The sequence below is a fragment of the Microcoleus sp. K5-D4 genome (assembly GCF_036704575.1).
Lineage (GTDB): Bacteria > Cyanobacteriota > Cyanobacteriia > Cyanobacteriales > Microcoleaceae > Microcoleus.
Window position 1 is genome coordinate 44,662 of the sequence record NZ_JAUBSD010000030.1, and the last position, 23,599, is coordinate 68,260.

At 44.6% G+C, this 23,599-nt stretch carries 20 protein-coding genes; 13 read left to right on the forward strand and 7 right to left on the reverse strand.

The genetic code is table 11. The features are described from left to right. Positions 1–4 precede the first annotated feature (4 nt). Both QUA77_RS12150 and QUA77_RS12155 read left to right on the forward strand, forming a co-directional pair. Positions 5–1,969, forward strand: a complete 1,965-nt coding sequence (locus tag QUA77_RS12150; protein WP_333450286.1) for an ABC transporter ATP-binding protein/permease — start codon at positions 5–7, stop codon at positions 1,967–1,969. A 419-nt stretch (positions 1,970–2,388) separates the two neighbouring features. After that, positions 2,389–4,032 carry an NB-ARC domain-containing protein gene (locus tag QUA77_RS12155; protein WP_333450287.1) on the forward strand — a complete coding sequence of 548 codons (1,644 nt, stop codon included), beginning with the start codon at positions 2,389–2,391 and terminating at the stop codon, positions 4,030–4,032. Positions 4,033–4,099: 67 nt separating this feature from the next. Here the strand turns inward: QUA77_RS12155 and QUA77_RS12160 are convergent, their stop codons facing one another. The 3 genes from QUA77_RS12160 to QUA77_RS12170 all read right to left on the reverse strand — a co-directional run bounded on the left by QUA77_RS12160 (position 4,100) and on the right by QUA77_RS12170 (position 7,933). Further along, the gene (locus QUA77_RS12160; protein ID WP_333041595.1) at positions 4,100–5,830 is read right to left on the reverse strand and encodes an NAD(P)H-quinone oxidoreductase subunit 4; all 1,731 of its coding nucleotides are present in this window, start codon (positions 5,828–5,830) and stop codon (positions 4,100–4,102) included. A gap of 291 nt (positions 5,831–6,121) precedes the next feature. Further along, a complete protein-coding gene (locus QUA77_RS12165; RefSeq protein ID WP_333041593.1) occupies positions 6,122–6,901 on the reverse strand; it encodes a Uma2 family endonuclease in 780 nt (259 codons plus the stop codon). Between the two features lie 102 nt (positions 6,902–7,003). Further along, positions 7,004–7,933 (reverse strand): ADP-ribosylglycohydrolase family protein, encoded by a 930-nt coding sequence (locus tag QUA77_RS12170; protein ID WP_333450288.1) that lies wholly within the window; start codon positions 7,931–7,933, stop codon positions 7,004–7,006. 170 nt (positions 7,934–8,103) lie between these two features. Here QUA77_RS12170 and minC point away from each other — a divergent pair, with 170 nt between their 5' ends. From minC to QUA77_RS12205, 7 genes are all read left to right on the forward strand, one after another. Then, positions 8,104–8,907: a septum site-determining protein MinC gene (gene minC, locus QUA77_RS12175; protein ID WP_333450289.1), complete on the forward strand. Its 804-nt coding sequence runs from the start codon at positions 8,104–8,106 to the stop codon at positions 8,905–8,907. A 427-nt stretch (positions 8,908–9,334) separates the two neighbouring features. After that, positions 9,335–10,141 carry a septum site-determining protein MinD gene (minD, locus tag QUA77_RS12180; protein WP_333041590.1) on the forward strand — a complete coding sequence of 269 codons (807 nt, stop codon included), beginning with the start codon at positions 9,335–9,337 and terminating at the stop codon, positions 10,139–10,141. A gap of 220 nt (positions 10,142–10,361) precedes the next feature. Continuing rightward, a complete protein-coding gene (gene minE / locus QUA77_RS12185) occupies positions 10,362–10,733 on the forward strand; it encodes a cell division topological specificity factor MinE (RefSeq protein ID WP_333041588.1) in 372 nt (123 codons plus the stop codon). A gap of 616 nt (positions 10,734–11,349) precedes the next feature. Beyond that, positions 11,350–11,925, forward strand: a complete 576-nt coding sequence (locus QUA77_RS12190) for a TerD family protein (protein ID WP_333041587.1) — start codon at positions 11,350–11,352, stop codon at positions 11,923–11,925. Positions 11,926–11,937: 12 nt separating this feature from the next. Next, the gene (locus QUA77_RS12195; protein ID WP_333041586.1) at positions 11,938–12,540 is read left to right on the forward strand and encodes a TerD family protein; all 603 of its coding nucleotides are present in this window, start codon (positions 11,938–11,940) and stop codon (positions 12,538–12,540) included. Between the two features lie 123 nt (positions 12,541–12,663). After that, on the forward strand, positions 12,664–14,028 hold the full coding sequence (locus QUA77_RS12200) for a VWA domain-containing protein (RefSeq protein ID WP_333041584.1): 1,365 nt from the start codon (positions 12,664–12,666) through the stop codon (positions 14,026–14,028). A gap of 116 nt (positions 14,029–14,144) precedes the next feature. After that, positions 14,145–14,846: a zinc-dependent metalloprotease family protein gene (locus QUA77_RS12205; RefSeq protein ID WP_333041582.1), complete on the forward strand. Its 702-nt coding sequence runs from the start codon at positions 14,145–14,147 to the stop codon at positions 14,844–14,846. Positions 14,847–14,873: 27 nt separating this feature from the next. Here QUA77_RS12205 and QUA77_RS12210 read toward each other — a convergent pair whose 3' ends face one another. After that, the gene (locus QUA77_RS12210) at positions 14,874–15,329 is read right to left on the reverse strand and encodes a TerB family tellurite resistance protein (protein WP_333041580.1); all 456 of its coding nucleotides are present in this window, start codon (positions 15,327–15,329) and stop codon (positions 14,874–14,876) included. Between the two features lie 219 nt (positions 15,330–15,548). Further along, on the reverse strand, positions 15,549–16,718 hold the full coding sequence (locus QUA77_RS12215; RefSeq protein ID WP_333450290.1) for a DUF58 domain-containing protein: 1,170 nt from the start codon (positions 16,716–16,718) through the stop codon (positions 15,549–15,551). Positions 16,719–16,865: 147 nt separating this feature from the next. Between QUA77_RS12215 and QUA77_RS12220 the strand changes: the two genes are divergently transcribed. From QUA77_RS12220 to QUA77_RS12230, 3 genes are all read left to right on the forward strand, one after another. Continuing rightward, entirely contained in the window at positions 16,866–18,149 is a 1,284-nt protein-coding gene (locus QUA77_RS12220) for a PilT/PilU family type 4a pilus ATPase (RefSeq protein WP_333064505.1), read from the forward strand. 564 nt (positions 18,150–18,713) lie between these two features. Next, positions 18,714–20,345 carry a polysaccharide biosynthesis protein gene (locus QUA77_RS12225; RefSeq protein WP_333450291.1) on the forward strand — a complete coding sequence of 544 codons (1,632 nt, stop codon included), beginning with the start codon at positions 18,714–18,716 and terminating at the stop codon, positions 20,343–20,345. Positions 20,346–20,935: 590 nt separating this feature from the next. Next, the gene (locus tag QUA77_RS12230) at positions 20,936–22,141 is read left to right on the forward strand and encodes a glycosyltransferase family 2 protein (RefSeq protein WP_333450292.1); all 1,206 of its coding nucleotides are present in this window, start codon (positions 20,936–20,938) and stop codon (positions 22,139–22,141) included. Between the two features lie 408 nt (positions 22,142–22,549). Here QUA77_RS12230 and QUA77_RS12235 read toward each other — a convergent pair whose 3' ends face one another. Together QUA77_RS12235 and QUA77_RS12240 are read right to left on the reverse strand one after the other, a co-directional pair. After that, positions 22,550–22,846 carry an IS66 family transposase gene (locus QUA77_RS12235; protein WP_445302074.1) on the reverse strand — a complete coding sequence of 99 codons (297 nt, stop codon included), beginning with the start codon at positions 22,844–22,846 and terminating at the stop codon, positions 22,550–22,552. A 34-nt stretch (positions 22,847–22,880) separates the two neighbouring features. Next, positions 22,881–23,084, reverse strand: coding sequence for a hypothetical protein (locus QUA77_RS12240; protein ID WP_333041614.1), 204 nt, complete (start codon positions 23,082–23,084; stop codon positions 22,881–22,883). Positions 23,085–23,134: 50 nt separating this feature from the next. On the opposite strand from QUA77_RS12240, the gene QUA77_RS12245 reads away from it, so the two are divergent. Beyond that, positions 23,135–23,527, forward strand: a complete 393-nt coding sequence (locus tag QUA77_RS12245; protein ID WP_333450294.1) for a helix-turn-helix domain-containing protein — start codon at positions 23,135–23,137, stop codon at positions 23,525–23,527. Positions 23,528–23,599: the final 72 nt, after the last annotated feature.

The window sequence follows — 23,599 nt, forward strand, 5'->3', positions numbered from 1 at the left end:
AAAGATGAATCGATTTGACCGTCAGTTGTGGCAGAGATTTATTGCGATCGCTCAACCTTACTTTTATCCTTTAGAGCCTGGGGGAGGCAGAATCTTTTTAGGATTAGTAGCGCTGTTGTTGATATTTCTCTTCGCTGCGATGTTTGTACTCGTCAGCGCTGTATGTTTGGGTGCTCAAGTCTTATTTCCAGAGGCTTTTAATGGAGTTGCGGCTGGTTTAGCTACTTTAATCAAAGGAATTATCTACTCACCGAAAATTGCGATCGTTGGTTTAATGCTAATCCTCCCGCTAGCTGCTTTTGTCTTTTTTAGAAGCAAGTTGATACCGCGCTGGAAACAGTGGGCAATGTTAGCTCTCCTGCTATTTTTGTCACTATCTGTTAGTGGAATTAACGTAGTGATTAGCTATATTAGTAATTTTTTCACGACAGCACTGGCTGAAAAAGATCAGATTACTTTTTGGCGGTTTATGTGGGTTTATGCTGGAGTTTTTATTATCGGTACCCCGATAGTTGTTATTTACGGCTATACCCAAGATAAACTGGGATTGTACTGGCGAGAGTGGATGAGTGAGAGTTTCCTGGGTAGTTATTTTCAAAACCGCGCTTATTACGAAATCAATTCTCAGAAGGAAATCGACAATCCCGACCAGCGGATTGCTGAAGATATCAAATCTTTCACTAGCACAAGTTTAGAGTTTTTGCTGCTGATATTGGGGGCAGTGATCGATATTATTTTTTTTACAGGCATTCTGTGGTCTATTTCCAAAGGTCTTTCGATCGGACTAATTATTTATGCTGTCTTTGGCACGACAGTTATGGTAATTTTTGGCAAAAGGTTGATATTTTTGAACTTCAATCAGCTCTCCAAAGAGGCTGACTTTCGCTATGGATTGGTTCACATTCGGGACAATGCAGAATTAATTGCTTTTTACCGAGGAGAAGCACAGGAATCTGTTCAGGTGAAACACCGATTTTTAAAAGCAGTTAGGAATTTTCATTTACTAATTGGTTGGCAGCGTAATTTGGGATATTTTAGAGTTGGCTATAGATATGCAACTTATATTATTCCCTCCTTATTCCTGGCTTCTATCTACTTTGCAGGTGAGATCAGATACGGCGATATTACTCAATCTGAATTTGCTTTTCGTCAGGTTTCAGAAGCCTTTTCTTTGGTTGTATATAGGATTGAAAGCTTGAGTTTATTTGCAGCGGGAATTAATCGTTTAGCCACGTTTAATGAGTTTTTAATAGATAAAAAAAGTGCTGTTAAACTAGAATTAAGAACAATCGATACAGTTATAAGTTCGCAATTGACACTGGAACACGTTACTTTAGATACTCCGCAGCATCAAAAAACTTTAATTAGAGATTTGTCGGTAGCCGTGTCGCCCGGTGAAGGACTGTTAATTGTCGGTCAAAGCGGTGCTGGGAAGAGTTCTTTGCTGCGGGCAATTGCGGGCTTGTGGCAATCGGGAACCGGCCGTTTGGCGCGGCCGGAATTGGAGGAAATGCTGTTTTTGCCGCAGCGTCCTTATATGATTTTGGGTAGTTTGCGATCGCAACTTCTCTATCCCAACAGCAGCAGCGAGGTTGATGAGGAAAAATTGCGCCGCGTTTTGGCATCAGTAAACTTAGCCGATTTGCCGGACAGATTGGGCGGTTTTGATGCGGATTTAGATTGGGGTGAGATTTTGTCACTGGGAGAACAGCAACGTTTAGGTTTTGCTAGATTGTTATTGACTGAACCGAGATACACTATTTTGGATGAGGCGACAAGTGCTTTGGATTTGAAGAACGAGCAACATTTATACGAGCAGTTGCAAGCCACTAAAACTACGTTTGTGAGTGTCGGCCACCGATTGAGTTTAGTGAAATATCACCAGCAGGTTTTGGAACTTCTGGGCGATGGGAGTTGGCGGCTGCTTTCAGCCCAAGAATACCGCGCTAGTGCGACAAATTTTGGCTGATACAGCGCTGCTTTCAAAAATTGTAAATTTACCCGGTTTTTGGTTCGCCGTGGGTTGTGGTGCGGTTGGAGATTTATGGTTTGGTGCCATAAATTAAGCGCCGCGCCTCCACTCTACAATAGGTTTTACGGGTAAGAAATAGCAACAATTAATGCAGATTAACTCCCAGTTTCTCATACCATATTAGATTAAAGAATTAAAGAATTGGGAATGACTGATTGTGTATTGGTTTGGAGTATGGGCCTAGAGTTGCATTTTTTTAAACTGGTATCACAATCGATAATTGGGTATAAATATCTAAAACTGCCCAAACAACAAAAAGCAAGCTGAACTTTGGTAGATTCGATTCAATTGCTCGCCCGCGAGAACTCACACAATATAATAGAAGATAGATTTTTAGTATAGACGAGATTCCTACCTTGACTACTCCGATTCCTCAAAACTTTGTGCAAACGATCGCCAAACAGCGCGGTGTCACAGATGCCGAGTTAGAAACTGTGTTTATGGCTCTCGACGGTCAATCTACAGCGACGATCGCCACAAAGCTTGGCATTAGCGACATCGCCGTTCGCAAAAGACTTGGCGAAGTTTACAAAAAGTTTCAGATCGGGGGGAACGGCCCTGGAAAGCTTTCGGAATTGAGGCATCAGTTGCTGTTTTCATACCACATCGATCAGGGAACGAGCGATTTTAGTGGAGGTAAAGGCTCTCTATTGAAGATGGCGATTGGACACCGACAGGAAGATTGGGGTCAAGCACCGGATGTTTCGGTTTTTTACGGACGGACTGAAGAATTAACTACTTTAAAGCAGTGGATTGTATCAGATAATTGTCGCCTAATAGCGCTGCTTGGTTTGGCTGGTAGCGGCAAAACAACTCTGTCGGTGCAGTTGGCAAAACAAGTACAGAATGAGTTTGATTTTGTGATTTGGCGATCGCTGCGATCGACACCCGCACCATCCGACTTCCTAGGGAGCTTAATTCAACTTTTTTCTAACCAACAAAAACCCGATGTGCCGTTAGCGGAACCCTCGAAGAGGATCGACCTCAACAGCAAAATTTCGCGTTTGGTCGAGTATTTGCGAAAACACCGCTGTCTGGTAATTTTAGACGATTTTGAAGCGGTTCTCCGACCCGAAGAATTAGCGGGACACTACCGCGAAGGCTACGAAGGATATCGAGACTTAATTGTGCGGCTCTGTGAGGTCAATCATAATAGCTGTTTACTGCTAGTTAGTTCGGAAGAGCCTACGGAACTGGCTTTGCTGGCGGGAGAAAAAGTGCGGTCTTTAAAACCTGCTATTTCCGAGGAAATAGCGCGGGAAATTTTTCAAGAAAAAGGTTTGTCGGCTCAAGATCAAGAGTTGAAAATCTTGTTATCTCGGTACGGAGGCAATCTGTTAGCATTAAAGATTGTAGCGACAACAATTAACGAGTTTTTCGAGGGAAATGTTTTAAAGCTTTTGGAAGCAACGGCGTTATTTATTGAAGAACATATCAGCAATTTGCTGGCGCAGCAGTTCGATAGAATGTCGAGTTCAGAACAAGAGATTGCCTACTGGATTGCTATTGCTCAAACCCCGATTTCCCTGGCGACTTTGCGAGAGCAGATGTTGGTCAATTCATCGCTTTCAGATTTGCTGAAAAATCTCGATTCTCTGGGTCGTCGCTCGCTGATTGACAAAATTAGTGAGGGCGGGGAAACTGTTTTTATTCTTCAGCCTTTGATCGTGCAATATGTGACCGACCGATTAGTCGATCAGATTCGAGCGGAGGTTTTGGAGACGGTTAAGACGCAAGGAATAGAAAGAATGGGGCTATTGAAAACTCACAAATTGAGCATCAATATTGCTAAACGGAAAGGGGATAAAGGCGAGGGAAGTCGCTCTATTTTAGCATTAGTAAAAACTCGGTTGCAAGTGTTGTTTGTGAAGACGACAGGCTCTGAAGAACCGCTAAATATCTTGAATAAAGTTGCCTCTGAGCTGGAGGATAAATCCATTCTTGAGGTGGGATATGCTAGGGAGAATCTGGCGCAGATTATTTCAGAAATTCAGCGATAAGAAAAAAGCGATCGCCCTTTGACAAAAGCGATCGCCCAATTTTCAACACAAACAGAGTTCGATAAAATTATTTGACAATGCCAAAAACCGATGCAGATTCAGACCGTGTAATTTTGTCCAAAGCAGGCGATTTTTGAGCTTGGGCAATCTTGGGAACCAAAAGTTGATTCGCATAAATCCGAGGATTTTGTTGAGCAATTTGGATGTAAGATTGGCGGACTTCTGCGTTGACTGCGACAGTCTTGGCATCGTAGACTTGCATCGCCATGTTGGGATAAAAACCAATGCCGACAATCGGTATCAAAAAGCAAAATGCGATCGCCACTTCCCGAGGTTTAGCATCAATAAACGGTGCATCACCCGGCAAAACGCAACTATTACCGAAACAAACCGCTTCATCCAGATTGTTTCTCTGATTCTGCAAATTTAGATCCTCAAGGTCGCAAGCCGCTAGTGTCCCACAGTTGTAAAATAACTGTCGCAGCATCGACAGCAAATAAATCGGCGTCAAAATCAGTCCTACTGCCGCCAGGAACACTGTCACCGCGCGGAAAGAACCGCTGTACATATCGCTAGTTGCGACGCCCACAAACACTGAGAGTTCGCTAGCAAAACCGCTCATTCCGGGGAGTGCCAAGGATGCCATCGCGCCTGCGGTAAACAAGGCAAATACTTTCGGCATGACTTTTCCAATCTCGCCCATCTCGTCCATGATCATTGTATGGGTGCGATCGTAAGTAACGCCAGCCAGGAAAAACAATACTGAGGCGATTAAACCGTGGGAAATCATTTGCAACAGCGCCCCGTTGATTCCCAAATCCGTGAATGAAGCAATACCCAACAACACGAATCCCATGTGAGAAATCGACGAATTCGCTAGGCGGCGCTTCATGTTCGATTGGCCGAAGGAATTCAGCGCGCCGTAGATAATGTTGACCACGCCGAGCACCGCCATAATCGGTGCAAAGTAAACGTGTGCTTGGGGAAGAAGTTCCAAATTCAGGCGAATCAGTCCGTATCCGCCCATTTTCAGCAATACGCCGGCCAGAATCATCGACACGGGAGAAGATGCTTCACCGTGGGCATCAGGTAGCCAAGTGTGGAAGGGGAAAATCGCCAGTTTCACACCGAAGGCAATCAGCAATCCCGCATAAAGCAGTAATTCTAAACCGAGTGGGTAATCCTTCAAGCCTAGTTCTACCATGTCGAAGGTGGGGGTGCCTCCGCCGTAGAATGCCATTGCTAAGGCAGCTATCAAAATAAAGATGGAAGCGCCTGCGGTGTAAATCAAGAATTTGGTAGCTGCGTAGCGACGGTTTTGTCCGCCCCAAATCGAGATGAGGAGGTACACCGGAATTAGTTCTAGTTCCCAGACAATGAACAGTAGCATGATGTCTTGGGCGACGAACACTCCTATTTGTGCGGAGTACATCACCAGCATCAGGAAGTAGAAGAGTCGTGGCTTGCGATCGACTTCCCAGGCTGCAAAGATTGATAGTGTCGTCACCAATCCCGCCAACAGTACCAACGGAACAGACAGTCCGTCAACCGACACAGACCAGTTGAGGCCTAAAGAAGGTATCCAGGAATATTGCTCTACGATTTGGAAAGTAGAGATGCTTGGATCGTAATGAGTCCAAAACACCCAGCACATTAATACAAAATCTGCGATACCTACGCCTAGGGCATACCAGCGAATGGTTTTGCCGTCTGTATCCGGCAGAAAAGGGATGGCGATGGAAGCTAGCAGGGGTAGGATGACTATTGCGGTCAGCCAAGGAAATTGATCCGCTATCATAGTGAGAATAAATACTTAGTTGGAAGTTACCAAAATTATAATACTAAATTTAATTAAAACTTAAGATTTATTCATAAATATTTTTTATATCGAGACAAATGCGGAGAATATTATCACGAATTGCTACACACGTCAATTGATTTTCGATTTTTGATTTTCGATTCAGGACTTACGCACAAAAAAATATAGCGTTTTGTAGGCGCAATCTGCCTGTGGTTGCGCCTATTCTGGTAGATGGTTGGGCAAGTCTTGTGTATTAAGGGCGATCGAAAATGAGCTTTCAATCAGCCTTCAATCTGGATCAACTCCCAATTCGCGCAACTTAGCCGCCAATCGTTCAGCCCTTTGCCTTTCCTGGTCAGCCCTTTGCCTTTCTTGTTCAGCCCTTTGCCTTTCTTGTTCAGCCCTTTGCCTTTCTTGCTCAGCTTGTTCTGAACTCCACAGCAACAAATTACCTCCATTATCCCACCAGCGCAGCCAGTTCATGGTTTGTCCCAACCTTTCCCCCGACCAAATTCCCAGATATAGTTCCAATTGTGGAATCCAGACACGCCCCTGCTCATTGGCTGAATGTAAAACATATCGCCCATCTTGCAAATACCGCACTTCTAAAATACCTTCGTAGGGATCGTAAGTGACATAAGTAGGTACTTGAAGAATCTGTTCGTAAAAGTGAAGTTTGCCATAGGGAGGAGTTGCTCTGACTGATAGTTCTCCTCCCTCTGCTTCCGAGAGAAATTCCATCACGATCGCCACATTAGCACCCTCAGTATTAGGAGTATAACTACGACGAATTACTCCCTCTGCTAGAGGATTCACTTGAGGCACATAAAACCAGTCTGGAGCTTTGATAACAATCTTTTTATTGACTGTGGCCACTAACCCCAAATTAGAGGCAATCAGCATTTCTGGCTGGATACATCCTGCTGCTCCCAGTGCATCGGTGAGAGCAGCCGCGAGAGAAGGTTGTTGAGTATTTTCCACCGGATCGTCGGGTAATATGTAGTTAGCTGGTAGGGGTTCCCAGGTGACGGTTGGTTGGGCTTTGATAGACGGGGCTTCGAGTACCATTGTATTAACCCTCAACCAGAAATGTTTGTGTAAATTGGTTTATTTTAACTTAAGTTGCTAGTTATTGTAAAAACAAAGAAGGTTGAAAACTGATGTAAATATTCAGAGCGATCGCGAGCGAGTAAAAAGCCGATCGCCAAAAGATTCAATTAAAGTGCGATGGACTAATTGCGATCGCCATTTTTCCGATATACCAGATTCTCCGTAAAAAGCCCCCGCCAACTGTCCGTAAACCGCACCAGTTGTATCCGCGTCGTCGCCCAAATTCACAGCCAACAAACAGCCTTCAGCAAAAGAAGAACTATTGTAAAACGCCCAAAGTGCCGCCTCCAAAGACTTGACAACATAACCCGTACCTTTAATTTCAGGAGGTTGTCGCCGTTTAAAAGAACCCGCCGCAATCTCATCAATCTCTGCTACCAGCGGATTAGCTGCCCAATATCCAGAAATCGGACAATATCTTTCCGAAAGCAACACATCTTTAGCAACTCCATTCACAGCCCCCGCAATTAAAGCACCAAAATAGCGGCAAGCATCCACACAAGTAGCAGCACCGTGAGTAGTTCTCGAACTTTGTCCAGATTTTTCTATTACTTCTAAAGGATTATTCGCATAAAACAAAGGCACGGGAGCCAAGCGCATAATCGAACCATTGCCAGCAGTCTGAGCATCGGTAAAACCGCAGTAAGGTTTTCTTGTATCTTCAAACTTCCAAAGTGCTTGTTGAACCGTATTGCCAATATCAAAACATTCACCAGTGCTGCTCAAATGTCCCTCTCGCCACCACCGCACATAAGTTTCTAACTGATGGACAGGATCGAAACCTTGTTTCTCAATCAAACTTTCAGCCAAACAAAGTGCCATCGAAGTATCGTCCGTCCACTCGCCCGGTTGCAGTCGAAACGGGCCGCCGCCAACCATATCGTTAATAGGTGTAAATGTTCCGGGGCGACAGAACTCTAAAGTTGTTCCCAAAGCATCGCCAACTGCTAAACCTAGAAGACTGCCGCGATAACGTTCTATTAGGTGCATAAAATGGTAATGGGAATTGGGAATTGGGAATTGAGAATTGGAAATTGGGAATTGGTAACAAATAACAATAGTGAACAGTTAACCGTCAACAGTGAACAGTCAACAGTGAACAGTCTACAATCGAGCTAATATTGATGTTAACCTGTCCCTACCCGAGATCAAACTGTCCCATGACACCCGATGCCTCCCCCGGAGCCGCTGCTGCCGCCACTCAATCAACACCCGAAGTCAGCTTGGAGCTGCAAGTCCGACTCAAAACCGAAGATGGACAGCTACTGTTGCTACTCCCCCCAGAAACCAATAGCGAACCCGCAACAGCCTCCGCCTCGACTTGGACTGAACTTTGGCAGCAGCTAAAAGTCAGGCTGAATGCAGGAGAACGCTTTTGGCAGCCAAACGCAGAAGTACAATTGATGGGGAGCGATCGACTTTTAGATATCCGCCAACTGCAAGAAATCGCCGATGCCCTCTCCGAAGTAGAACTGCAACTCAAACGAGTCCACACCAGTCGCCGCCAAACCGCCGTAGCAGCAGCTACGGCAGGTTATTGTGTAGAACAGCAGCCTCCGGTTTCTTCCCTGAATAAAGCCGCCTCTGAAAAACCGCAATCGCTGGCGGAACCTTTATATTTGCAGATGACAGTGCGATCGGGCGTAGAAATTCGCCATCCGGGCACCGTCGTACTTTTGGGAGACGTAAATCCAGGCGGATCAGTCATCGCCGGAGGCGATATCCTAGTTTGGGGCCGTTTGCGGGGAGTCGTTCACGCCGGTGCCGGTGGCAATACCAAAAGCGTGATTATGACCTTGCAGATGGAACCGATGGTGATTAGGATTGCTAAGTATGTTGCCAGAGGCCCAGAAACCTCACCCGCTCAGTTTTTCCCGGAAGTCGCCTATGTGACGCCTCAAGGGATTCGGATCGGTAGAGCCTCTGATTTTGACAAATCGCAGTTAGTCGGGGGTAATGAGTAATCGATAATGGGTAATTGGTAATGGGTAATTAGGAATTAGTAATGAGTAATTGGTAATACTATTTCTCTTTAAGCCTGCACGTGATAATTTTGGCCTAGGCTAAATCAGTCACTAAAAGACGATTTAAAATTTAAGTGCAAATTCATAGAGAATTAGTAAAACAAGGAGAGTTGTGAGTTTGTGAAGTAGGGGCAAAGGCTTTCGCCGTGCCACTACGGCGGGGGAGCGATAAGCGGGTGTCCTTCATAAACGTGGAATCTGCTGTTATTCAGTGAATTACAGATTGCTCTGCCAAATTACCAAAGAATAATTGCTAATTATCAACCAAGAATAAAATCAATTACCCATTACCAATTACCCCTTACCAATTCCCAATTACCAATTACTAATTCCCAATCACCAATTCCCAATAAATCTAAAATCGCTTATGGCTCGCATTATTGTTGTTACATCAGGGAAAGGCGGGGTAGGAAAAACCACCTCCACAGCCAATCTCGGCATGGCTTTAGCTAAGCGGGGGCGGAACGTTGCCGTAATTGATGCCGATTTCGGTCTCAGAAATTTAGACTTGCTGCTGGGCTTAGAAAATCGGATTGTTTACACGGCATTAGAAGTTCTCGCAGGAGAGTGCCGGTTAGAGCAAGCTTTGGTGAAAGATAAGCGCCAGCCGCGCTTGGTACTGTTGCCTGCTGCCCAAACTCGGATGAAAGATGCCATCAGCGCCGAGCAAATGAAGCAGCTTGTGGGGATGTTGGGACCAAAATATGACTATATTTTGATCGACTCTCCTGCTGGAATTGAACAAGGTTTTCAAAATGCGATCGCGCCGGCTCAAGAAGGGATAATTGTCACCACTCCCGAAATCGCTGCTGTCCGCGATGCCGATCGAGTCATCGGTCTGCTGGAAGCCAACAACGTCAAGAAAATCAACCTAATCGTCAACCGGATCAGACCCGCAATGGTGCTGGCAAATGATATGATGTCGGTGCAAGACGTGCGGGAAATCCTCGCCATTTCGCTGTTAGGCGTCGTTCCCGACGACGAGCGCGTCATCGTTTCCACCAACCGAGGCGAACCATTAGTATTGTCGGAAACGGCCTCTTTAGCTGGAACTGCCTTCGACAATATTGCCCGCCGCTTAGAAGGCGAAAAAGTTGATTTTCTAGATCTCAATCCCCGTCGGGAAAACTTCTTTACTCGCCTCCGCAAGTTCTTAAATACTAAAATTATGTGATGTGCTGCAATATTGGCGATCTATCTTTAACAGCAGCGACCGCATCACAAAAACTACCCCAAATTTTCCCCCAGTGACACCAGTTCCCAAAAAGAATGAAACTGTAGGCCCACTCCCAACCAAACGGGAATCAGTGGTTCCCCAATCGAAAATCGAAAATCGAAAATCGAAAATGGTATGACCTTTTCTATGCCTAACCCTTGACAAACCAGCCGTACCCATGATATATACACTTCTCGAACGACTTTTCCCGCGCACCCCTGACAACAGCCGCGACGAGGTAAAACGGCGCCTCAAACTGGTTCTAGCCCACGACCGCTCAGAACTCAGCCCCGAAATGGTTGAGTCGATGCGCCGAGAAATTCTAGAGGTGGTATCTCGCTACGTGGAAATCGATACCACCGGGTCTGAGTTCTCGCTGGAGAGCGACCAGCGGGCCACAGCACTAATTGCAAATCTCCCGATCCGGCGAGTCAGGCACGAACATCCACCGGAGAAGGTGTCCCAGAATGTGCCCCCGAATCGGTCTGAAAATCGACCCGAATATGTACCGGAGTATGTAGTCGAAATTCTCCCCGACACTAGAGAGTGATAGGGATTGAGATTTTATTGTCAGGCAAAGAATTCGATTCGAGCCGATCGCCATTTAAATTAAACTATAGCAACCGCTTTCCTTGGTTAGAAAATAGACTACAATTAGTCGCCAGTTTTGCAGATCGATCGCGCCGACTTTTGGCTCCAAACTGTACATTTATACCTCCTTCATCAGGTCATCCCAGCGATCGAGTTAAATGGCATGAAGAAAATCGAAGTTGCTCAAGTGTTGGGAATCCGTCGCACCACCATCGACGCCACAAGTCGATGGTATTGCAACACAGGAGACTTCCAAGCGGAGGGCCTTGTGGAAAGGCCCTGGTAAGGGTCACTTGCATCACAAAACACGGTCAAGTTCCGAGAGTTTGTCAAAATACACAAGCACAATAACCCAAGCTGAGATTACACAACTGTGGGAGGCAGGGCATGATTGCTTTGTACTCACACCCAAAAAATAATTAAGAGTTGTAATCCCTATTGACATCGGCACAGTTAGCTAATATTCTTTTATTTAAGATTAAAAATTCTACAACTATTTCCAGCAAAAACTTAATAAAGTTTTCCAGTCCGCGCCTCCCTCCATAACCACTTCTAATAAAGAGGAAGATTGAATCATGGCCGTATCTCTGACCAAAGGACAACGGGTATCGCTTGAGAAAGTTTCACCCGGTCTCTCAGAAGTATTCATAGGACTGGGATGGGACGTTAAAGCTACAGACACGGGTTCTGACTTTGACCTAGACTCATCATTGTTCCTATTAGGTGGTAATGAAAAATTAATTTCTGACAATCACTTCATTTTTTATAACAATCTCACAAGTCCAGATCCAGACAAATCCGTGCAGCACATGGGAGATAATCTCACGGGGGCCGGCGAGGGGGATGATGAAGTTATCAAAATCAACCTCACAAAAGTGCCTAATGATGTCCAAAAAATTCTTGTAACTGTAACCATCCATGAAGCACAGCAACGCCGTCAAAATTTTGGTCAGGTGCAAAATGCCTTCGTGCGGATCGTTAATGCCCAAACACAACAGGAAGCTGTTCGCTATGACCTTGTAGAAGATTATTCCATAGAGACAGCACTGATCATGGCTGAACTTTACCGGAAAGACGGTGAGTGGCGTCTCAATGCAGTGGGAGCCGGCTATCAAGGTGGTTTACAAGCATTACTCGATCGCTATAGCTAAAAGGTAAAACGCATGGGAATTAACCTACAAAAAGGACAGCGCATCTCGCTTTCCAAAGAAGCGCCAGGGCTAACAAAACTGATCTGCGGATTAGGCTGGGATGTGGCGAAACGCTCCGGTGGAGGTTTGTTTGGGGCTTTTAGCAGTGCTCCAGATTATGACTTGGATGCCTCAGTGATTTGTTTAGATCGAAATGACAAAGTGAATGATATGACCAATATCGTTTATTTTGGCAATCTCTCCCACCGTTCAGGAGCTATTACGCATCTAGGTGATAATCTGACTGGAGCGGGAGAGGGAGATGACGAGCAAATTCTCGTCGATTTATCTCGAATTCCCTCGCAAATTGTCAAACTGGTTTTTACAGTTAACATTTACGATTGCATTGCACGCAAGCAAGACTTCGGACAAGTTCAAAATGCGTTTGTGCGTTTGGTTAATACGTCTAATAATCAAGAACTCGCAAAATATAACCTATCAGGTTCTGAATACAAAGGCATGACGGGGATGCTCATGGCAGAAATCTACAAGCATAATGATGAGTGGAAAATGGCGGCGATCGGTAACGGTGTGAAGGTTAATGGGTTGCAGGAACTTGTGAAAACCTATGCTTAACAACTCCTTCGGTACATAGATGCTCCTTACTTCCTGGAATCCGAAGTGGGCTACAACGATCGAAACCTTTTTTTGTTGAGAATAGCTAATCAGCCGAATTTACATTGAAGGAAAACCAATAGAATGGGAATCCAATTAACCAAAGGTGAAAGATTAAGTCTTTCTAAAGCTGCTCCCGATTTAAAACAGGTGGCGATTGGCTTAGGTTGGGAGGTGAGCCAGGTTGGTCAGAGCTATGATATTGATGCTTCTGTGTTTATGTTAGGCGCTGCCGGCAAAATAATTCATGAAAAATACTTTGTATTCTATAATAATCTGAAATCACTGGATGGTTCTTTAAGACATTCAGGAGATAACAGAACTGGGCAAGGCGAAGATGATGATGAGACGATCTACGTAGATTTGACAAAAGTCAAGATTGCTATTGAGCAAATAGTTTTTGTTGTCACTATTCACGAAGGGCTGGAAAAAAATCAAAATTTCAGCCAAGTTAAAAATGCGTTTATCAGGCTTTACAACCAGGAAACAGGAGTCGAGTTAGCTCGGTACGATTTAAAAGAAGCTTTTTCTCAAGAGACAGCTTTGGAGTTTGGCAGATTGTATAGAAAAGATTTGACATGGAGATTTCAAGCAGTAGGAGAAGGCTATAATGCCGGCTTGCAAAGTTTTGTAGATCGGTATTTTGTTGATGCTAAACAGCAAGAGAAGAAAGTAGACAAGCCTGTCTTAACTCCTGAACCTGAAAAAGAGACCAAACAGCAACCTATTGATATTACAAAAAAAGCAGATATAATCCTTTTAAAAGCAAAAGTAGATATTTGTCTTAAAAAGAAAGGGATTGAGGGTATCCTAGCAAGAGTCTCTTTGGTTTTGGATATTTCTGGCTCTATGAGCCATCAATATAGTTCTGGTGCAGTGCAAGCGTTCCTTGAAAGAATAGTTCCAGTAGCTAGTAGACTGGATGATGATGCTACATTAGATGTTTGGTTTTTTGGCTCAACATTCAAAAGAACAAGATCGGTGACGGAGACAAATGTTGATGGCTATATCACAAAAGAAGCCGGCGAAATGAAGAGAGCTTTACTTGTTTTTAAAATGCCTTCTCTGATGCTGGAATTAGGCGGGGGAAACAATGAAAGTTTGGTAATACAAGATGTCATAAAGAAGTATACTCAGGAAAAGGCTAGTAAACTGCCTACATTTATTGTTTTCCTCAGTGATGGAGGCGTTACTAATGAGCAAGAAATTAAAAAATCTATAGTTGAAGCTGCAAAATATCCGATTTTTTGGCAATTTGTGGGATTGGCTGGTTTTAACTATGGAATTCTGGAAAGACTAGACAGTATGCGTGGCCGGCTGGTTGATAACGCTAACTTTTTTCATTTAGACGATTTGGGAAAAATCACTGATGAACAATTGTATGAAAGACTGCTGAATGAATTTCCCGCTTGGATTAAGCAGGCCAGATTGAAAGGAATATTAAAATAGGGAAATCGGAGCATTTTGTTGCAGACTGTGGCAACTATCAACTCAACCCATAGCCCTAGCTGAAATTAGCTCAAATTAACAAGAATATTACGAGAAAAAATTCCTACAATCAGTCAATGTCTCTGTACGATCGCCTAGACCTAACCAAACACAATCGCAAGCTAAAACTCCCCCTTTCTCAACGGCTAAACCTGACTAAACCCCCCAAACTCCGCTGTCAGAGCTGTCGTTCCCGTATCCAGCCTCAGTGGGAGTTTTGCCCTTCCTGTGGAAGAGTTCTAATTGATAATGATAGCGATTTTCGCCGTTGCATTTGGGTAGATGTATCAGGAATGGATGTCGCACCCGAAAATAGAGAAGCGATCTTTTCCCTGCTGATGGACGCTTTCTCCAAACTCTACGGCGCATTTAGAAGCATCAAAATATTTTTGACATCTGATCCCCCCGATCCCAAAGAGTGGGGGGAAGATTTTACCCATGTTTATATATTCGTGGACAGCCAGCCGGTTGACTATCTCGGCGTGGCTAGCTTCAAGTCGGGAATGGTTACAGATAGGGCGATTATTCGGATTGACCAAGTATTCTATGCTTCCTACAATGCCAGCCTTAATCTCAATCAACTATCTAACTTAATTGCAAATACCATTGCCCATGAAATAGGACATACACTAGGACTCGATCATTCTGCACTTCCGACCGATGTCATGCACAATGGACTCCTTCATACTGTTCATAGCTTAATGCCTCCCTCATTTCATGCAGAGCAAATAAACTCAATGAACAATGCTATTCGCAGATATAAAGCCTTAAAGAATTGAGTAGCATGAACCATAAAATAGCTAAATTTAGAGGTCGAACTCCCCTGGATTAATTCCCACAGCATGGCAAGCTTCTTTGACAACCTTCTTTTCATCTTGGTCAAAATTACCATCCGCACCACCGATAATAATGCCAATTTGGATGACTGCACGACCTTGATCTAATTTTTTATTGAGTTTGGCTATGGCTTGGATAGCCTCCACTTTACCAAAATCGAAGTCTTGTGATAGCTTCTCACAATAAAAATCAAATTTTTGCTTCAACTCCGAAGCCGAAAAAATTTTTAGTGTTTCATTGGAAATTATTAGAGCCGCCGTTTTTTGTCTTTCATCGGTATTGATAGTGCCATCAGCAGCAGCAATCAATGCACATATTGCCATTGAGGCATCAGCAAAATCATTATTTTTAAACTTGGAAATATTGGTTTGCAGAGAATCATTGATTTGTGATACGTTCTGCTTTAATTTATCCCAGAAAGTCATTTTTTCTCCTGTTTAGTGAATGAGATATGATGTTTATGACCGGAGTCACAGTAATCTAAGCTGCTCTTAACTTGCCAAGCAATTGCCAGACCCCGTAAGACCCTTAACTTTATCAATTAAACTATTGTAGTGTATCATGGTTCTTGAGGTTTTAGATTAATCCAGTCAATCTTCATAACTAATCGCTCTTTCACAGGTTTTTTTCGTGGTCTATCTTACTTAATAGCTAATCGCTCTTTCCAGAGGATCTTGTAACTGAAGTTCTAAGGGTCTGCCGGAGCGAATTTCTAAACCGGGTAACTCATGTTTGACTAACATTTTTTCGCCGGTTTCAGCAGTTGCCAACGGCCAGAGTACCCAGCGGCTGCCTAGGGAAAGAGTGCTTAAAGTTGCAGAGTTTTGAGTCAGCCAAATTATCGGCAGTTTCGGCCGATTCTCAACCGCATCTTCTCCAGCATTAACCGCCGCTAAAGTTTCCAAAACTACCCGGTTCCCCGAAACGAGTCCAGTCCCGGCAGTCCAAAGTTTGACGTTTAACAGACGCTTGCTAGCATAGAAGTAAAGAGACGCTGCAACTGTCACGGCTCGTTCAAATTCTTCTGGCTGCCACGCCGCAGCGCTGTCGAGAGCAATAATAATTTCTTGACCGCCTGCTGCAACTTCTAACTCTCTTACCCGTAGTTCTCCGTAGCGGGCGCTGGTGCGCCAGTGAATCAGGCGGGTGGGGTCTCCGTGGCGGTAAGGTCTGAGGTTGCGGGTGAGGCCTTCGGTGGCAGTTTGCGATCGACTGCGATTGTAAAATTGCGGGCTGTCTTCTTGACCGATGCGATCGATCAAAGGACAAGTGCTCAACGGCAAAACTTGTGGATACACAACCGCCACCGCTTTGACTGGGCGGCTGCGCCGGCACCAAAACAACCCTAAAGGCGCCGCCGTCCTCAAGTTTACCTCTTGCCACCGATAGACCCCGCGCCGCCGGACTTCCAGATAGTATGTATCCCTGTATATACTGTTAGGCTCTATGACTTCGATCGGGCGGACAACCGGTTCTCCCAATACAAACGGCAAGATGTCTATCACTTGCAACAAAGTCTTAGGTTGGCGGGCGCGATTTTCGATTTCTAGTTCGACGGTGATTCGCTCGCCCGCACTCACCGGTTCGATCGGGCGGCGACGGACTTCCAAGGAACGGAGCGATTTTCCAGGCAAAACCGCCGCTACTCCCAACAGCGCCAAACCCCCACCGCTGAGCACGTACAGCCACCCAGACATTGTATTAGTCGCCGACCCAAAAAAGAAAACTGTCATCCCCAAAAGCAGCCAACCCGCGTAGGCAGGGGTAACAGCGCGATTCTCGAGCCAGTCGGCGATTTTGTGACCGATGTTCATAGGAGTTTAAATTGTTAATTACTCGATCGCCCCATCAAGCCTAATTGTAAAATATTCTCAGCATTTAACACCGAATTAGCTGCGAGCGATAAGATTAGAAATCGGGCATTTTTTCGCAATAAATCTACATTGACTGGAGACAAAAAAATGAACCCATTAAACAATCCTACACCCCTTCGACCAGAGGCTCAAGCCCGCCGAACACCGCCCCCGCCCCCGCCTTTGGCTGCAACTCCCGCGCCGCCTCCTGCACCCGCGCCGAGTGCGCCCCCTCCGGCCCAGCAGCGGTCTTCTGTTGAGACACCCGTCAGTACGATCGAACAAATGGTCAGAGATGCCCATAGTGCCTCGGCTTCTGACATTCACATTCGAGTAGGCCAAGTACCTCGATTTCGGATTCGTGGCGTGATGCAAGTAGCAACCACCCACCCCAAAGTAACGCCAGAAATTTTTGAACAGTACCTAGCCGAAATTCTCACCCCCGAACAGCGAAAACAGTTTGCAACTACCAAGGAATTAGATTCAGCAATTTTTTACCCTGGCTTCGTGCGGTGTCGGCTAAACTGTTTTGAGTCCCTCAGCGGCGGTGCCATAGTATTGCGGTTGATCAGTTTGGAAATACCTACTATCGATTCCTTGAGGTTGCCAGAAGTTTTCAAAAGTATCATTTTGCGATCGCAGGGATTAATATTAGTTACGGGGCCTACAGGTTCGGGGAAATCGACAACCGTAGCTGCGATGATCGACCATCTCAATCAGATGGAGCAAAAGCACGTAGTTACCATTGAAGACCCGATCGAATTCATTCACCCTTCTAAAAAATGCTTGGTTAGCCAGCGGGAAGTCGGCTTGCATACCCACGAGTTTCAACAGGCTTTGCGGGCTGTTTTGCGGGAAGACCCCGATGTGATTCTGATCGGGGAAATGCGCGATCGCGTTACAATCAATACAGCGTTGCAAGCAGCTCAAACTGGTCACTTAGTATTGGGAACTCTCCACACTCGCAGCGCCATTAACGCTATTAATCGGTTGTTGAACCTCTACCCACCAGAAGAACAACAGGCGATGCGGATTCAAATTTGCGATTCTTTAGTAGCGGTAATTGCCCAACTTTTGCTGCCAACTGTTGACAACCGTCGAGTAGCAGTTCACGATATTTTGGTGAATACACCTGCCATGCACGATTACTTGATGAAAGGTGCTGATGATGAAGCTTTCCGATTAATGGAACATGATACTTACGAAGGAATGCAGATTATCAACCAGGGTCTTTACAAACTGGTGCTTGAAGGCAGAGTGACGATCGAAGAAGCAGCAAAAACTTCTCCCGAAGCTAGCGATTTAGACCGTCGCTTGCGGACAGGAGGCTACGATGTTGGGGATGCTCGTGGCTTTGAAGGCAGCAAAAAAGAACGCATCGTTCGCGCCTAGTAGCAACACACATACAGGGGTAGCCACAGCACTACCCCACCCATCAAGTAGCAATCTTTTCAGCAGACGCAAATATTTGATGTGGGCTTTTGTGCGTATTTTTACTTAAAATTAAACTATATTTAGTAACCAAAAATACATTTTACTTAAAAAGTAAAATGCTATAATCAAGGTCGAGTCTATTGTTAAGTTTTTTAAACCTAGACCCTACTTTACATAAACTTTAAAATTGCGTGAAAACTCGTAGGTTATTGCAAAGAAACAGTAAAGATATGTTCGGAGTATTGCCAACACTCAGCAATTTAAGTATATAGTGGTATTGACAAATTTTGGAGAGAGCACATTCCGACTTTGCCGATATTTGCCGATGGCAGAAGTAAGCAGGTTAAAAAAGCGCTTAATAAAACTACAAGCATAGCAGATCGCGTGTCTTTCCGATTAAGTAGCTTTAAGTCTAAAAAATCCTAAAACCAAGCAGACTTTTAAAGATTCTGTCCCTCGAAAATTTGTTTAACAAGTCGCTTATCAGTAACGGTATTTCTAGAATTTAAAGGAGCAAAAAAAGTGAAGAGTGCATTTAACCAAAGAGAAGTTTTTGAAGGTGCCAGCAAAGCGGAAATAATTGAGCGCATCCAGCAGCTAGTTCCGCCCGGTTCGCCGGAGCCCCAAGATCCTGAAATCCTCGCGTCTTTACAAACTCTCACCGCACAGCTAATCGCAGCCTATCAAGCCGACGGACAATTAGAAAGCGAACCTTTTAGCGACGTGCGCGATCGCACTATTCACCTCTACGCATCCGCAGTCAGTCGCAAAATCAAAGGCAAAACCATCCTCATCACTGGCGGAGAAGGATGTGTCGGTCGTTTCTTAATTGAAAAACTCCTCGAACTAGGCGCAACTAACATCATTTCCGCAGACAACGCCCGATGTCAAAACCCCGAAGAAAATCTGCCGCTTTTTACCCAAGAAGGTGCTGTAACTTTCTATGCCGTTGACATTCGCAACCTCGACGCGCTCAAACACATATTTGAGGTAGAAAAACCAGCAATTGTTTTTCACCTAGCGGCCCAACGTCAACCCGGACTAGCTGAAATCAAAATCCGAGAAACAGTTACAACCAGCCTGTTAGGATGTAAACACGTCATTCAACTCTGCGAAGAATACGGCGTAGAAAACTGCGTATTCTCTTCTACAGGCAAAACATCTCGATATTTTACCACCGAAGTTTACGCCGCCTCGAAGAAGTTTGCCGAATGGCAATTTGCCAAAGCAGCTCAAGAAGGAAATGTCACTTACGGGATGGTTCGCTTTACTCATATGTTGGAAAATAGCTTGTTCTGCGAGCAAATGTCCAAAAAAGTAGAGCAAGGTAAAACTGTCAACGTTCACGCTCCCCACCGCTACGTAACTGCTCAAAATCTTTTTGAAGCCGTACATTTATTGCTGAATTCTCTGATTGTGTCCGTTCCCGGAAAACTGAAATTTGTCGCCGTGAGTAATCTCGGGTGGCCAACAGAAACCTTGGAAGTAGCTCTTTATAAAATTCTTGAATCTGGCAAAAATCTGCCGATTTATTTTCAAGGACTTTTGCCGGGATACGAAGAACCATTTTTCCTAGGACAGTTTGACTGGAAAAAACCTACAGACATTCACCTCCTAATTAATGTTTTGGAAGATCCTTTTAGAAGTGTTAACGATGCTGGCGACATGGTGATTGTAGAATTAGCTCCTTTTTCTTTGCGCGTGTTAGATAAACAAGTGTGGAAGCTCGAAAGCCTAATCATCGATCCAGATTTCCCCGAAGTGCAAATCAAGCACGCTCTTGTCGCAGCGGAAAAAGAAGTTATTGCTTCCTCTTTTGCGTGGAGTGCCCCTGAAGACTTGTTGAAGATTTTGCAGTGGGGAATCAATCGGAAGAAATTGCAAGGTTACGGAACCCAAATCGCTGACTATAGCGAGATTATCGAACTCCTTCTGCAAGGAATCTGCGGGCGACTTAACCAAGAAGTCTTGCACAGTGCTGGAGTTACAGCAGATGAGTTTGATGACTTAGTTCAGAGTCTTTCTACGCTGGATTTGATTCAAGCAGAAGTGGGATATTTGCGATCGGTGTCGAGATATATCAGAGAATTTGCACCCCCCGCACAGTTCACCACCAAAAAATCTGAACCTGTTGCTATCCCCGATGCAGCGTAGCTTGAACATAGTTTTGGGTTGGGAGATGGCTTCCTGAGTGCCCAGGCACAGGAGATGAATGAGTTATATCAATTCCGGTTGCACGAGCGAAATGATTCTTGACTGTTGACTGTTGACGGGCGGGTCGAAAAACTGAATGATTGACTGTTAACTGTTGACTCGATTTTATTATTCCGATGCAACCGGATTTGATGTTAAACATCGATTAAGTGTTTAGTGGATAAAAAATAGAATAGCCAGAAACCTGGTTTCTTTTAGAAACCGGGTTTATCAAGTCTGGGCTTGTTTGAGATTTAATTAAATTGAGTGACTTAACCTTGTCAGAATTGACATGATATGATAATATTTGCGACTGCACAACCGCCATCCAATTAATTTGTAGTGAAGACGCTAGTCCTAGTAATTTGACGCTAGTCGTAGTAGTTTGAGGAGGACTGAAGTCATCACAACAAATGTAAGAATGGTGATTTTTTGCGCGCATGATATAATGATACTTTAGATAGCGTGGCGCAGTAAGTTAACAAAGGTGCAATAAGATTAAATAAACTCAATGAACGCAAGAAATAAAATTAAATTAAGGTACTAGAATTGTGGAAATTAATCAGCTACTGTTCCTATTGATTGATGTTGTGCTATTGGCGATCGCCCTGATCCTTCTAATTCCCGTAGCAGTTCTATTTCTAGAATGCAGTGCAGCTTTCTTGTCCGGCCAGGGCGAGACAGCGGAAACTAAAGCGCCCCGCCCCAAAGTAGCAGTTTTAATTCCCGCTTACAACGAAGCAGCAGGAATTGCCGCGACAATCTCCACCATCTTGCCACAGCTAACACCTCAAGACCGCCTGTTAGTGATTGCTGACAACTGCACGGACGCCACGGCAGAAATCGCCCGTAACTGCGGTGCAAGTGCGATCGAGCGACAAGACACAGAACGCAAGGGCAAAGGATATGCACTGGATTTCGGCTTGCAGTCGATCGAATCCGACCCCCCCGAAGTAGTCATCATGGTTGACGCTGACTGCATCTGTCAGCCCGACTCTATAGAAAAATTAGCCCGGGTTGCAGTTGCCGAACAAAGACCAGTGCAAGCAACTTATCTCATGGAACAGCCACAAAATCCTACTCCTAAAGATTCCATTTCTGCTTTAGCATTTCTTGTGAAAAACTTAGTCCGTCCCAGCGGCTTAAAAAATTTAGGATTCCCATCATTACTAACAGGTACTGGCATGGCTTTTCCTTGGTCGATAATTCGCTCGGTTTCCCTAGCAAGCAGCAATATTGTTGAAGATATGCAGATGAGTTTGGATTTGGCGATCGCCGGACATCCAACAGTATTCTGCCCCGAAGCAAACGTCACCGGGTGTTTGCCAAAGCAGCAGCAAGCAGCTAAAAGTCAAAGAACGAGATGGGAACACGGTCACATACAGACATTGTTAACTCAAACTCCCCGGCTGACAGCAGCTTCAGTCGAGCAAAAACGTTTTGACTTATTGGCGATCGCCCTCGACTTATCCGTCCCTCCCCTATCGCTTTTAGTCGCTATCTGGCTAGCTGCTTTTGCCACCTCTTTACTAGCAGCAATTTTGGGAACATCCCCAATTCCCGCCGTCTTGTTAGCAGTACAAGGATTGCTGATTTTAGTTTCCATTGTCAGCGCTTGGGCCAAATTCGGGCGTGCCGATATTTCTGGCTCAACTCTGTTATCTGTACCTTTTTACATTCTTTGGAAAATACCTTTATATCTGGGTTTTCTCCTGAAGCGGCAAACCAAATGGGTACGAACAGAACGCGATGTTTAGTATTCGGTAGGGTGCGCCAGCCAGATTCTCGATCAAACTCAAAAATCTCGTTTCTGACGCACCCTACGATGAATAAATCGGTAATTGACATGATATCCTACAATTACACATCGTCGCTAAATAACAGTTCGCTGCAACTGACAGCAAAAGCAGCCAGAAGAGTTAACCGTGCAACGTAGCGGCTGCGGTTTAGCGAGATAGTTAGATAGCCGTTTTTAGGTGGTGGCAGTTTTTGTCAACTGTTGAGTGTTCGAGTCTGTTTAGCTTAACAGTTGAGGTAGTTGAGAGCCGGAGTTGTTGGCTACGGTGCGATCGCCTCCAAGTTCCCCTTCTGCGTTTTTTTCGAGAGTTCCATGAGAATCGGTCAGAGTGCTTTCACCCGAAAGACATTAATATCTTGGTAATTGCTCAAGTAGGGGAAAAAAGCGAGCCATGAATAGAGAGGGCTTGTTGAATAGCTTGATAAGCAGTTAAGCCCTGCCTTTTACCAGTATTGACAACTGAACGAACCGCCGCAAATAAATCTCGTCCCCATTCGGAACGAAAGCAATTAGTCACGCGAGGAAATATCACGCTCATCCGAATCGCTTGTTCGCTAGAATTATTTGTCGGTGGAATTGCAGCATCTTCCAGAAATAAAAACAAATTATCCATCAGCTCGCCATAGCGTTTTCGCAACCGAACACCATCCAGTTGATATGGCATTAAACTCAAAATTGTGATTAATCTTTCTCGTAAATTACTGCGATATCGCTCCAGTCTTGCCTCGTCCATCCTGTCGCGTCGTCGATGGATGACAAAAGCTCTTAATAATAACCTCTTCATCGCCCTTGGCAAATATCTTTTCTCCTGCATCCATGGCATATTGACAATCCCGCAGTTGATGGGCACTCACACACCTGCCATTGTGCTGCTGGGTGATTTTTTTGAGCACTAATACCATTTTTTTAAAGATGTGATAGACTTGTGTTCAAAGTAAAGGAGACAATTACAATGTCTGGTCGTCCTCATATAAAGATTACCGAATCTGTAGAAAATCTACGAAAAATCCTCAAACACCAAAAAAGAATCCTAGCTTATAACAAAGTTCAAATGCTTTATTTATTTCAGTCAAAACAAGTAGAAACTGTGCGGGAAGTATCGGCAGTTTTAGGTAAAAGTGAGGCAACAATTCATCGCTGGCTCTCTCAATATAAAGAGGGCGGTCTGGAAAATTTGTTAAAAAATCGGCAGGTTTTTGACCGCCCAAAAAAGTTTTCAGTTGAAATAGCAGCTTCATTGCAACAAGAGTTGAGAGACCCCGAAGGATTTCGGAGTTACCAAGAAGTTCATCTCTGGCTCTGGTTGATTAAAGGAATAGCTAGTAGTTACCCGGCTGTATATTAGACCTCTTGCAAAAAAAATCTATGTTATAATTAAAGGTTTTGAATTTTAGATCTGAAAGCTAACTCATAATTG

Coding starts and splice junctions, on each gene's coding strand:
- QUA77_RS12245 (WP_333450294.1), top strand. CDS start 23,135: ATGTCTGGTCGTCCTCATATAAAGATTACCGAATCTGTAGAAAATCTA.
- QUA77_RS12200 (WP_333041584.1), top strand. CDS start 12,664: ATGGGAATCCAATTAACCAAAGGTGAAAGATTAAGTCTTTCTAAAGCT.
- QUA77_RS12240 (WP_333041614.1), bottom strand. CDS start 23,084: ATGGTATTAGTGCTCAAAAAAATCACCCAGCAGCACAATGGCAGGTGT.
- QUA77_RS12220 (WP_333064505.1), top strand. CDS start 16,866: ATGAACCCATTAAACAATCCTACACCCCTTCGACCAGAGGCTCAAGCC.
- minD (WP_333041590.1), top strand. CDS start 9,335: ATGGCTCGCATTATTGTTGTTACATCAGGGAAAGGCGGGGTAGGAAAA.
- QUA77_RS12215 (WP_333450290.1), bottom strand. CDS start 16,718: ATGAACATCGGTCACAAAATCGCCGACTGGCTCGAGAATCGCGCTGTT.
- QUA77_RS12190 (WP_333041587.1), top strand. CDS start 11,350: ATGGCCGTATCTCTGACCAAAGGACAACGGGTATCGCTTGAGAAAGTT.
- QUA77_RS12195 (WP_333041586.1), top strand. CDS start 11,938: ATGGGAATTAACCTACAAAAAGGACAGCGCATCTCGCTTTCCAAAGAA.
- minC (WP_333450289.1), top strand. CDS start 8,104: ATGACACCCGATGCCTCCCCCGGAGCCGCTGCTGCCGCCACTCAATCA.
- QUA77_RS12170 (WP_333450288.1), bottom strand. CDS start 7,933: ATGCACCTAATAGAACGTTATCGCGGCAGTCTTCTAGGTTTAGCAGTT.
- QUA77_RS12165 (WP_333041593.1), bottom strand. CDS start 6,901: ATGGTACTCGAAGCCCCGTCTATCAAAGCCCAACCAACCGTCACCTGG.
- QUA77_RS12205 (WP_333041582.1), top strand. CDS start 14,145: ATGTCTCTGTACGATCGCCTAGACCTAACCAAACACAATCGCAAGCTA.
- QUA77_RS12160 (WP_333041595.1), bottom strand. CDS start 5,830: ATGATAGCGGATCAATTTCCTTGGCTGACCGCAATAGTCATCCTACCC.
- QUA77_RS12235 (WP_445302074.1), bottom strand. CDS start 22,846: ATGCCATATCAACTGGATGGTGTTCGGTTGCGAAAACGCTATGGCGAG.
- QUA77_RS12150 (WP_333450286.1), top strand. CDS start 5: ATGAATCGATTTGACCGTCAGTTGTGGCAGAGATTTATTGCGATCGCT.
- minE (WP_333041588.1), top strand. CDS start 10,362: ATGATATATACACTTCTCGAACGACTTTTCCCGCGCACCCCTGACAAC.
- QUA77_RS12210 (WP_333041580.1), bottom strand. CDS start 15,329: ATGACTTTCTGGGATAAATTAAAGCAGAACGTATCACAAATCAATGAT.